Annotated in this window: 10 protein-coding genes and 1 pseudogene; 6 read left to right on the forward strand and 5 right to left on the reverse strand. The window is 65.0% G+C overall.

Translation table 11 applies throughout. From position 1 onward, the window contains the following. Positions 1-176 precede the first annotated feature (176 nt). Positions 177-470, reverse strand: a complete 294-nt coding sequence (locus tag Q4A20_RS08570; RefSeq protein ID WP_303122304.1) for a hypothetical protein — start codon at positions 468-470, stop codon at positions 177-179. A 446-nt stretch (positions 471-916) separates the two neighbouring features. On the opposite strand from Q4A20_RS08570, the gene Q4A20_RS08575 reads away from it, so the two are divergent. Beyond that, the gene (locus Q4A20_RS08575; protein WP_303122306.1) at positions 917-1,129 is read left to right on the forward strand and encodes a hypothetical protein; all 213 of its coding nucleotides are present in this window, start codon (positions 917-919) and stop codon (positions 1,127-1,129) included. An 84-nt stretch (positions 1,130-1,213) separates the two neighbouring features. On the opposite strand, the gene Q4A20_RS08580 is transcribed toward Q4A20_RS08575, so the two are convergent. Together Q4A20_RS08580 and serC are read right to left on the reverse strand one after the other, a co-directional pair. After that, the gene (locus Q4A20_RS08580) at positions 1,214-2,401 is read right to left on the reverse strand and encodes a phosphoglycerate dehydrogenase (protein ID WP_303122307.1); all 1,188 of its coding nucleotides are present in this window, start codon (positions 2,399-2,401) and stop codon (positions 1,214-1,216) included. 42 nt (positions 2,402-2,443) lie between these two features. Then, positions 2,444-3,526 (reverse strand): 3-phosphoserine/phosphohydroxythreonine transaminase, encoded by a 1,083-nt coding sequence (gene serC / locus Q4A20_RS08585; protein ID WP_303122308.1) that lies wholly within the window; start codon positions 3,524-3,526, stop codon positions 2,444-2,446. 290 nt (positions 3,527-3,816) lie between these two features. Between serC and Q4A20_RS08590 the strand changes: the two genes are divergently transcribed. Further along, positions 3,817-4,773, forward strand: a complete 957-nt coding sequence (locus Q4A20_RS08590) for an AAA family ATPase (RefSeq protein ID WP_303122309.1) — start codon at positions 3,817-3,819, stop codon at positions 4,771-4,773. Next, positions 4,770-7,382, forward strand: coding sequence for a S8 family peptidase (locus tag Q4A20_RS08595; RefSeq protein WP_303122310.1), 2,613 nt, complete (start codon positions 4,770-4,772; stop codon positions 7,380-7,382). The genes Q4A20_RS08590 and Q4A20_RS08595 overlap by 4 nt, the downstream gene beginning before the upstream one ends. 5 nt (positions 7,383-7,387) lie before the next feature. On the opposite strand, the gene Q4A20_RS08600 is transcribed toward Q4A20_RS08595, so the two are convergent. After that, entirely contained in the window at positions 7,388-8,164 is a 777-nt protein-coding gene (locus Q4A20_RS08600) for a hypothetical protein (RefSeq protein WP_303122311.1), read from the reverse strand. A gap of 214 nt (positions 8,165-8,378) precedes the next feature. Here Q4A20_RS08600 and Q4A20_RS08605 point away from each other — a divergent pair, with 214 nt between their 5' ends. Continuing rightward, a complete protein-coding gene (locus tag Q4A20_RS08605) occupies positions 8,379-8,582 on the forward strand; it encodes a hypothetical protein (protein ID WP_303122312.1) in 204 nt (67 codons plus the stop codon). Beyond that, a complete protein-coding gene (locus Q4A20_RS08610; RefSeq protein WP_303122314.1) occupies positions 8,582-9,325 on the forward strand; it encodes a hypothetical protein in 744 nt (247 codons plus the stop codon). Before Q4A20_RS08605 ends, Q4A20_RS08610 begins: the two co-directional genes overlap by 1 nt. A gap of 66 nt (positions 9,326-9,391) precedes the next feature. Here the strand turns inward: Q4A20_RS08610 and Q4A20_RS08615 are convergent. Next, positions 9,392-10,462, reverse strand: a pseudogene (locus Q4A20_RS08615) (type ISP restriction/modification enzyme); the annotation flags it as partial. A 100-nt stretch (positions 10,463-10,562) separates the two neighbouring features. On the opposite strand from Q4A20_RS08615, the gene Q4A20_RS08620 reads away from it, so the two are divergent. Then, a partial coding sequence (locus Q4A20_RS08620) for a transposase family protein (RefSeq protein WP_303122317.1) occupies positions 10,563-10,843 on the forward strand: 281 nt, incomplete at its 3' end.

Raw genomic sequence — 10,843 nt, forward strand, 5'->3', positions numbered from 1 at the left:
TGTGCCCTCCTGTGCGGCGCCGTCGCCGCTTATCTAGTAGTTACTAGATAGTAGATCAGATGGGCGCGGAAGGGAAGGCCCGGTCTGGGGCGCCTGAGGACCCGGGGAAGCAGCCGACGTCCCAAGACCGCAGCGTCGCATCTTGCCCTCATCATCAACCACCTCAGTAACTCACATCACTGATCTTGTCGCCGTGGTTCAACCTGACGGTCTCGGAAGTAGAAGCCGGATACCGTCGCGATCATGGTCAAGATCGGTGCAGTGAAGGTCACCCAGTCCTGCAGCGGCCGCCCAAAGAACAACCAGCCCGCCGCTCCGACTACCACCACGCCGATCAGCGTTACACCCAGCACATATGCCAACCAGCTGCGCATACCCTCACGCCGGAACTCTATGTAGGTCTCCTTATCAATGTTGCCCTCCAGACGCCCCTCGGCGGGAACCGTGTCGGCCTCATCAATCGGCTTCACCTCCCCGCCAGCGTCTCCCGCAGCCTCGCCAGCCTCCACCCCATCCGGCACGCCCGCCTCGGCCGCGACAGGCTCTTCACGCGACGTCGACGACGATCGTTCAACTCGTATGCCGCCTTCAGAGGCTCCCGCCGCGTGAACAGTCTCCGTCCTTCCAATGCCTTCGCGCTGATCGCCCGCAGTAGCCGGTGATGTCATCTGCCCATCTCCCTCCCGGGTTGAAGCCCCTCGCAGTGGTATGCAGCCAAAGGAGCGACCATGACCTACGCTACATGGGTGTGATTCAGCTGTCCACACCCTATACATTTTCAAGGACCCTCGCAGTCCACCTCTATCCACATAGCAACCACATCCCATGTGGACATTTACATCCTCAGGATGTACTGTGATGGCGAAGTCAGGTGTCGTGCCGGCTAATCCACGGCATACCGAAGGAGAGCATTATCGTGGCCACAACGCGACTGAGCGTGAACATCACCGACGAGACCGCGCAGGCACTCAGGGCCCTGGCTAAGGAGAAGGGGACCACCGTCACCGACATCGTCCGCCAGGCCACCGGCCTGCTGAAGTTCATCGACGACGAGTTGAAGGACCCCGAGCAGGTGCTTCAGATCAAGAACATCCGCACACATGAGGTGTCTCGCATCAAGCTGATCTGATCAGGCATTGATCAGTCATACAGCCAACCGCGCACAGCCGCACCGCCCTGCCCAAAGGTGCGGCTACGGTGCCAGTGTCCGCCCTTAGGCGGCGGGTTCGAGGGCGCGGGCGGACAAGACGCCGTCGATGGCGCGCAACTGCTCCAGCATGTCCTCGCCGAGCTCGCCCTCAACGTCGACCAGCGTGACGGCGAGGTCGCCGCGGGAGCGGTTGAGCAGGTTGGCGATGTTCTGGCCCCGCTCGGCCACCAGGGTGGAGACCTGCCCGACCATGTTGGGCACGTTCTGGTTGACGATCACCAGGCGGCGAGTGCCGGGCTCGCGCGGCAGCACCGCCTCCGGGAAGTTGACCGAGTTGTGGACCTGCCCGTCCTCCAGGAAGCCGCGCAGCTCATCGACGGCCATGAGGGCGCAGTTGCGCTCGGCCTCCTTGGTGGAGGCGCCCAGGTGCGGCAGCGAGATGCACTTGGGATGCTTGTGCACGGCGGTGGAGGGGAAGTCGCACACATAGCCGCCCAGGGCGCCCTCATCCAGGGCGGCGACGACGGCCGCTTCGTCCACGATCTCGGCGCGGGCGAAGTTCAGCAGCACCGCCGTCGCCTTCATCAGTGCCACACGTTGGGTGGAAACCAGGCCACGGGTGGACTCGATCAGCGGCACGTGCACGGTCAGGATGTCGGCACGGCGGAACACCTCCTCCATGGATTCAGCGCGCTGCACCTCGGCACTCAGGTGCCAGGCGTGCTCGACGCTGATGCCGGGGTCGAAGCCCACCACGGTCAGGCCCAGCCCCAGCGCGGCGTTGGCGACCTGCACACCGATCGCGCCCAGTCCGATCACGCCCAGGGTGCGGCCGGGCAATTCGAAGCCGACGAACTGCTTCTTGCCGGCCTCGACGGCGCGGGCGATCTCGGCGTCGTCGCCGGTGAGCTCGTGGGCGAAGCGGGCGGCGGGGATGAGGTTGCGGGAGGCGATGAACAGCCCGGCGAGCACCAGCTCCTTGACGGCATTGGCGTTGGCGCCGGGGGTGTTGAACACCGGGATGCCGCGCCGGGTCATGGCGTCTACGGGGATGTTGTTGGTGCCGGCGCCGGCGCGGGCGATCGCCATCACCGAGTCGGGGATCGGCACGTCGTGCAGCTTGGCCGAGCGCACCAGCATGGCGTGGGGATCGGTGACGTTGCCGCCGACGTCGTAGCGCTCGTCGGGGAAGCGGGACAGGCCTGCGCCGGAGATGGCATTGAGGGTCTGGATGCGGAACTGCTTGGTCATGGCTGTGGCTTCTCCTGCGGTTCTACTGGGCTTACCTGACCGTCAGGCGCGGGTGCGCTCGAACTCGGTCATGTAGTCGATCAGGGCGGTGACGCCGTCGGCGGGCATGGCGTTGTAGATGGAGGCGCGCATGCCGCCGACGCTGCGGTGGCCCTTGAGGTTGGTCAATCCGGCGGCGTCGGCGCCGGCGAGGAAGTCGGCGTCGAGGGCGGGGTCGGCCAGGGTGAAGGGGATGTTCATCCAGGAGCGGGAGCGCGCCTGAACAGGGTTGGTGTAGAAGTCCGAGGCGTCGATGGCGGCGTACAGGCGCTCCGCCTTGGCGCGGTTGCGTTCGCCCATGGCCTCCAGGCCGCCGGTGGACTCGATCCAGTGCAGGATCAGCCCGAGCAGGTAGATGGAGAAGGTGGGCGGGGTGTTGAGCATGGAGTCGGCGCCAGCCATGACCTTCCAGTCCCAGATGGCGGGCACGTCTTCGCGGGCGCGGCCGAGCAGGTCCTCACGCACGACGACGATCGCCAGGCCGGCGGGTCCGAGGTTCTTCTGGGCGCCGCCGTAGATGACGCCGAAGCGCTCGACGTCGATGGGGCGGGAGAGGTAGGTGGAGGAGAAGTCGGCCACGAGTGGGACGTCGCCGGCGTCGGGGATGTAGGGGAACTCGACGCCGCCGATGGTCTCGTTGGGCGTGTAGTGCAGGTAGGCGGCGTCGGCGGGGACGGTGAAGGAGCCGGGCTCGGGGGTGGTGGTGTAGGCGGAGGCGGACTCGTCGGCGACGACGCGCACGTCCACGCCCTGGCGGCCGGCCTCCTTGATGGCCTTCTTGGACCACTGGCCGGTGTTGAGGTAGGCGGCGGTGGCGCCGCGGGCGGCCAGGTTCATGGGGATGGCGGAGAACTGGCCGGTGGCGCCGCCGGCCAGGAAGAGGACGCGGTAGCCGTCCGGGACGCCGGCGACGCGGCGGAAGGCCGCCTCGGCGTCAGCGGCGCAGGCGACGAAGTCCTTCCCGCGGTGGGAGACCTCCAGCACGCTCATACCGGAACCCTGCCAGTCGGTGAGCTCGGCGGCGGCCTGCTCAAGCACAGGCAGCGGCAGTTGGGCTGGGCCCGCGGAGAAGTTGTACACGCGCATGGGCCCACGATAGCCGGGGGGCGGTGCGTAGCCGAAAGCGTCTCATGGGACGGGGCGGCGTGCGGGGTGTGCGGCGGCATTGCTCCCGGGCTGTCGCCACCGTCCGCGGGAGAAATCCGGCGTTGGCCTCCGCGATTGAGTCGGTGGGCTGCGCTACCGTTACAGGAAACGCAAGCGGGAGAGGCAATTGCAGCGTTGCTAGCAACTCCAGCATCGCTAGCCGAGGTAGCGTTGCTAGCGAAGACCGCCCAACCTGCATGCCCGCAGATTCAGCCCCGGGAGGTGAGAGCATGGCACGAGCGGATCTACTACTGGACCTGGTCGAAGCCGAGCGGCGGGGCGACCGCGACCGTTTTCGGATCGTGGTCGAAGGCCTGATCGCCGAGGAACGCGCCAACCAGCACCACCTGCTCGCAGATCGCTTGTCCGAAATCATCACCACGACTGGGCATGGGCTGCCGCGCGATGATCATGCTGCATCGGTACGCGACCTTGTTCATGAGGTGGTGGCGCGACGGCGTCTAGATGACCTGGAACTAGCCCCGATAACTCGCCGCGTTGTGGCTGAGCTCATTGAGGAGCAGCAGCGCGCGGATCTGCTGCGCAGCTACGGGATCGAACCACGCCACCGTCTACTGCTGGCGGGTCCTCCTGGCAACGGCAAGACGAGCGTGGCCGAGGCAATTGCGGCCGAGTTGATGCTGCCCTTCTACGTGATACGCTACGAAGGCGTGGTCTCCAGTTTCCTCGGGGAGACCGCGGCCCGCCTGGACAGCGCCTTCGAGTTCGTGCGGACACGCCGTTGTGTCCTCTTTTTCGACGAGCTCGACACGATTGCCAAGGAGCGAGCGGACGAGCATGAGACGGGGGAGATCAAGCGCGTCGTCTCCACGCTACTGCTCCAGATCGACCGCCTGCCTCCGCATGTCATCCTCGTGGGGGCGACTAACCACAGTGAACTCCTGGACCGCGCGGCATGGAGGAGGTTCCAGGTGCGCACTGAGTTGAAAGCACCATCGAGAGCTCAGGCGACCAGGTTCCTGGAGCGGCTCGCCGACCGACTCGGAGGGGACCTCGGTTACACGCCGCGCACCCTGGCTGACAAGCTCGTCGGCGCGAGCTACGCCGAATTGGAGGAGTTCGCTCTGGATGTCCGACGCCGAACGATCCTCGAGACGCCTGGCGCGGACACGCGCAGGATCGTTAAGGAACGGCTTGAGCACTGGCAGGGATCAGTTCGATCGTGACCGCGCAGATACGTCCGCTCCTGGCGTTCAACCCTCCACACGTGCCTGAAGGCGGCAGGGTCAAGCCAAAGGGTCGCCCGCTCCCGAAAGTCGCGGGTCCCGGAGGCAAGCGCCAGGGTGAACGGCTGGGGCCCAAGTTCACAGAACTTGTTGACGCCTTCGCCGCTCAACGGGTTGAGGCAGGGACGGATACGCCAACAGAGGTGGATCCCTCACTGGTCATCGTGCTCGACCTGGCGGGCTCAGTCCAGGACTTCCACAGGGCCGTGGAAAGAATCGAAGGTCTGGAGTTTCTCGCGGAGATGCTTGGAGAGGACTCCGAGCCCGACGACGACTTCCATATGGAGGACAGCAAGAAGGGACGTACGGACAAGCCGGTTCCGCACTCGCTCTACCTCGCGATGACGAACGCGAAGGCCGTCGACCAGCTGATCAGCCTGTTCAAGCGTTGGCAGGACGATCCCAATATCAAGTTGGAACACGGTCTGAGCAAGTTCAAGGACGCCTTCGCTCAACTCGCAGACGTTCGCCGCTGGGGCCCTGAGGATCGCATCCGGGAGACCGGTCTCCTCCGTCACTGGCAGGAGACGCTCGCCGTGGTAGGCCAGTCCTCCAGCCCGGTGCGTGCAGAAGTCGAGTTGTGGTACCACCGCGACCGCGGGCGGAGGTCAGATGCCGAGCGCACAATCATACAGATCTTGAGCGACTGCGGCGGGAGAGTCGTCAACCGTGCGCGGATCGAGGAGATCGGCTATCACGCCCTCCTCGTAGAGCTCCCGCGCCAGCAGGTCGAGGACGTCGTGCGACGAGGCGCGCAGGCGATCCGGTTGCTCAGGGCGGAAGAGGTCATGTTTGTCAGCCCTTTCAAACCTATGAGCGTCGTCGCACCTCATCCCTCACAGACCAGCTCCACTTCTTTCCCCATCGGTCACCCCAGCCAAAGCAAGCCTCGGATCGCCCTTTTTGACGGGCTTCCCGTGCAGAACCACGATGCGTTAGCGGGCAGGATCCTCATCGATGACGCGGACGGCGTCGAGGGCGACTACCCGGTCTCCGCGCGCTCGCACGGCACGGCGATGGCATCCCTCATCATCCATGGTGATCTGTCAGCGCCGGGTGAGCCGCTGGAGCGGCCGCTCTACGTCCGCCCGATCATGCAACCTAAAGAGTGGAAGCCCGGGGAGTACGCTGAACGAGTCCTACCGGACACCCTGCTCGTGGACCTCCTTCACCGTGCTGTCAGGCGCCTCTTCGTGGGAGAGTCTGGACGGCCGGCGTGGGCGCCGAGTGTTCGCATCATCAACCTGTCCATCGGAGATCGGGACAGGCCCCTCATCAGGCGGATGAGTCCGGTCGGCCGTCTTCTGGACTGGCTCGCACTGAAGTACAACATCCTCTTCGTCGTGAGCGCTGGCAACCACGCCGGCCCGATCCGCGTTCCCAGCACCGCCGCCAGGGATGCTAACAGCGCGCAGGAGGCGGCCAGCCAGGCAGTCTTCTCCTCTGAGCTGCTACGCGGGATCTATCCGCCCGGGGACGCGATGAACGCGATCACGGTCGGAGCAGTCCACGCCGACGCCGCAGATGAGGTCGCCCCTTCTTCGACGGCCTGGGACCTGACGCGCCCAGACTCTCCTGCGCTCTACTCCGCAACCGGTCCTGGCGTCTCCCGATCGATCAAACCCGACCTGTTCCACAACGGCGGGCGGATGCTCTTCCGCCGTCCACTGCCCGGCTCGGAAGAGCACGTCGATCTCTATCGTGCACCTACCCGCCTCCAGGGCCCGGGAGTTCAGGTCGCCTCCCCAGGAACGTCCGGGGCGACGGACAAGACCATGTTCGACTGCGGTACGAGTCATGCCACCGCACTTGTGACGCGGGAGGCGAGCATGCTATTCGACGCCCTGGAAGCCGCTCCCGGCGACACAGAGACACCGAGGTTTCCCGAGAGGGTGTTCCACCCGCTCCTCGTCCGAGCACTGCTCGCGCATACATGCTCGTGGGGCGACTGGCAGAAGGAGATTGCCCCGCAATCATCGCGCAAGGATCTGACCCCGATCCTCGGGTATGGACGTCTTGATCCGGATCGATCCAGAGGCGCCGTCAATCGGGCTGTGGTGATCACTGGCAACGAGATCGGCCTCGATGAGCGTCACACGTACGAGCTTCCATTACCTTTGTCCCTACGCAGCAAAGCGGAGTGGCACCGGTTCGTCATCACGCTCGCTTACTGGGCGCCGACGACTCGGGGCCTCAACACCTATCGAGCGGCGAAAGTCTACTTCACGACTCCCGACATGAGGCTTGCTGGCGGAGACCGCGTGGACGCCGACCACCACGCGGTGCGGCGCGGAAGCCTCCAGCACGAGGTCATTGACGGGTACAAGGCGATGACCTTCAACGACGGCGATGTCTTCCCGATCCATGTCGAGTGCATGAGGGATGGGCAGAAGAGCGGCCGTATCGAACGCATCCGCTACGCCCTTGTCGTCTCGATTGAGACAGCGGCCACTACTTCCTCAATAATCTATGACGAGGTTCGCGCGGGTCTCATCCAGATGCACGACCGGGCAGGCATCCAACAGACCGACCGGGTTCGCGTCAGATAGCGGATCTACTCCTCCGGGAGTCGCAGGATTTCTGCCACCGCCTGGCGGTCTACCAACTGCATCGACGAGAGGTCATCCTCATGTACACCGAGCAGTCCCGCGAGGAGCCGTGCAAGCTCGTCATCCGTCTCGGCCTTCTCCAGCAAAGAGGTGATGCAGGCCGCGACTTCTTCCGTAGCAAGCCCCTCCAGTGCCTTCCTCCACTCCAGCACAGTGCGATCGCGGTCGTCGATCGCTGCGTTCGACAGTCGGCGTAGTGATGCCGCGATGGCCGCGGCGTGAACGAGGATATTCAGAAGCTCACGCTGAGCCTCTTCCGTACCAAGGTTCTCACGCACAAGCCTTACGGCATCGGACAAGTCTGCGGGAGTCATTTCGCTACCGACCACCTCGTCGACCTCCCGCAGCGTCAGTTCCTCTCGATTTTCTTCATCTTGATGTGTCACCTTCTTCCAAAGGCGACCGACCGCAGGCCTTCGACGTTCCAGCCACCATGGATGCAAGTGTTTTGTTGCCACATATGTGATAGCAGCCGTTCCAACAGCGGTCACAGCACAGGCAATAAGCGTTCCCATGTTGCCTTCGTCAACCGTGTCATCTTCGTACGGATCGTCTGCTACCCACTCCGAAGAGTTCACTACCTGGTTCGTGTCATCATCCAACTCGCCACTGGCGAAGGCCCCCGGCGTCCTCCGCGACTCTGCTAGGTGCGTACCCTCATGGCCCGTTTCCACCCTCCTATACCACTGCTCGCTGAGTTCGACCTCGTCGCTCACCGTCATCCCGCCCTTCCTTGGGTCCCAAGGATTCTCATCCTCGGCGTCGGCTGGGAACACTGTACGCACGGCGTCGCGGAGACTGCGGCGTCTCAACCGGGTTGGGTAGTGGGCGTCGCCGTTACGCAACATGGCATGCGGTGGCGCGGGCGACCTGCTAGGAGCGCTGGTTCCTGTCATACGGTGCGGCTACAGTGGAGGAAGCAGGAAGGAGGTCCGCATGTCAGCACCCACGAACAACCTGGTCCGCGTGTTCACAGAGGATGAGCTCAAGGCTCGGAAGACGGATGTGGTCGATAAGCTCACGCGTCGCTTCGGCAGTCTTGAGCGCGCGCTTGAGCGCGAGGAGGACTGGGACTACGACGAAGACGAGGCCACCCTCTTCTCCGAGTACCACGCCGTCACCTTCCTCTTGTCCGACTGATGGAGGACTTCTCGGCGCAGGAGCGCCAGACCCACGACTTCGCGGCCCAGACCACCGCCACCGTGCGCACGGTGTGCCCCGATGCGCCCGATTTCGTCGCTGATGCCGCTACCCACAAGAACGTCTGGAAGGCGACGGTCGCCACCCCCGGAGACAAAGCGGTGGCGCTGACCGTGGGCGGGAGGCGCCTGCTGAAGTTGAAGGTCCACTACGAGTGCACGGCGTCAGCGCGCCACTCCTTCATGCTCGTCGAGAAGTCGGCCTTCATCCTGCTGCCTGCAAAAGGCAGTGAACCCCTGGTACGCCTGGAATATCTACGCCACCCGCACTCCGATGTGCCGTGCTGCCACCTCCAGGTCCACGCCCATCGCGATGACTGGACTTTCGCCATGACCCGCAACGGCGTCGGAAGCGCCAGGCGCGAGGTGGCCCGCCGGGCCAGCGCGGAACGAGCACCGCAATTGTCCGACATTCATTTTCCCGCGGGCGGTCCGCGACTGCGGCCCACTCTGGAGGACTTCCTGGAGATGCTCATCCATGACCTCGGCGTGGACCACAGTGACGACGCCCTAGAAGTCCTCACCAAGCAGCGTGTGGCCTGGCGAGCCGATCAGGTGCGCGCCATGGCGGCCTCGCTTCCCGATGTGGCCGCAGAGGTGCTGCGCGATGCGGGGTACACGGTGACCGCACCGGACGACAGCAGCGTTCATCCCGACCGGCAGGCCTGGCTCACCCGCTACTGACCACCGAGTGCGTCGGCTCCCGCCACAAATCGGCGAGAACATGACGCACCCGCCGGGGGATCGCGGTCAGTCGCGCACGTCCAGCGGGGGCAGGGACTTCACGATCTGCTGGGTGCGCACGGAGACGGTGGTGACGCGGGCGATGAGGTTGAGCAGGTAGCGGGGCTGGGGCCCCGCCATTTCGCCCTGGCCCGCGCCCTCGGCCATCCACTCGTTGGGGTCGTTGACAATGCCCGAGGCCTTGTCGGTCTTCACCTGGTAGCGGTCGATTAGCCAGTCCAGGCCGCTGCGCGAGCCAAGCAGGTAGTCCTGCGCCGCCTCCGGGATGCCCGACACGGTCACGTGCTCGTTGTAGACGATGCTGGTCTTGTCGGCGACCGGCTTTCCGTCCACCCGGGTCTTGCCGTAGCGCAGCTTGGTTACGTGTAGCAAAGCCAGGTCAATCGCGTCGCGCTCCGCCCACGGCACCTCCTTCCCGTCGAGGGTCAGGGTCAGCTCGCATGGCTCCACGTTCTCGTAGTCCAGGTGAAGGTCCGCCAGCCCGCGCCCGGCGGTGGCGATGGCGACGAAGTCCGCGCGCGAGGTCACCAGCGGGATGCGCGGCAGGGACTTCTTCAGGTCCGCGCCGTAGCGGGCTCGGTAGTCGGGCGAGTGCAGCAGCCCGTAGACGTAGTAGAAGACGTCATCCTTGCCGACCGTCGGCCCGTAGGCCTCCCGGTAGGCACGCAGAGTGGCGTTGGTGATGTTGTCGACCCGGCGGTAGCCGCCAATCACCTCGCCCGCACCCTCACCATCCGGGCTCCCACCATCATTGCCGACGACGCCGCTCGCCCCCGCTCCCAGATCGAGCATGCCCGCGTCCCGGACGGGCCGGTCGACCGGCTCCCAGGTCCAGCGTGGAAAGAACTGGCCGTTCTGCCCAGCTCCAAGAGCTTGGACGTCAACAACCTGACTTGACATCATAAGCGCGAAATCGTTCTTTGCTCCGACACCAAGACAGTAGAACCCCAGATTGTCGTGCGCCGGCGTGGGGAAGTAGCGGTGCAGGACCGCCGGGAGGTAGATGATCCCATCGGAGGCGTTCAGCCACTGCTTGCAGAAGGGCCAGGGGGTCGGCAAAGTCGGTGGTGGGTTGTCTGATGTCTGGGGTTTTCGGTGTGTTTGCGGGGGCGCGGCGCGACCCGCCGGTGACGATAGGTGGTGCTAACAATCCCGATACCGGAGAGGTCGCGCCGCTGTGTCAGCATCCACCACCACGCCCTTGTCGCGCCAGTCCCTGGTGGGGGTGTTCGCCACGGTTCCTGACCCTCGTGGTCGGCGCGGGCGCCGTCATCGGCTTGATGTGGTGCTGGCTCTGGCGGCGGTGGGGGTGCTGGCCGGCTGCCGGACCCTGCTGGCCGTCTGGGAGCACATAGCCGATCTGGACCCCGGCGACCTGGCCGAACTCGGCATCAAGGAAGGCCGGCCGCTACCGTCGGAGTCGACTATCCGCCGCGCCCTAGCCGCCCTGGACCCAGG

It is taken from the genome of Actinomyces sp. (assembly GCF_030530635.1).
GTDB lineage: Bacteria > Actinomycetota > Actinomycetes > Actinomycetales > Actinomycetaceae > Actinomyces.

Excerpts from the sequence above, each read along its gene's own strand:
- Q4A20_RS08580 (WP_303122307.1), bottom strand. The coding sequence starts at position 2,401 with ATGACCAAGCAGTTCCGCATCCAGACCCTCAATGCCATCTCCGGCGCA.
- serC (WP_303122308.1), bottom strand. The coding sequence starts at position 3,526 with ATGCGCGTGTACAACTTCTCCGCGGGCCCAGCCCAACTGCCGCTGCCT.
- Q4A20_RS08590 (WP_303122309.1), top strand. The coding sequence starts at position 3,817 with ATGGCACGAGCGGATCTACTACTGGACCTGGTCGAAGCCGAGCGGCGG.
- Q4A20_RS08600 (WP_303122311.1), bottom strand. The coding sequence starts at position 8,164 with ATGACGGTGAGCGACGAGGTCGAACTCAGCGAGCAGTGGTATAGGAGG.
- Q4A20_RS08605 (WP_303122312.1), top strand. The coding sequence starts at position 8,379 with ATGTCAGCACCCACGAACAACCTGGTCCGCGTGTTCACAGAGGATGAG.
- Q4A20_RS08610 (WP_303122314.1), top strand. The coding sequence starts at position 8,582 with ATGGAGGACTTCTCGGCGCAGGAGCGCCAGACCCACGACTTCGCGGCC.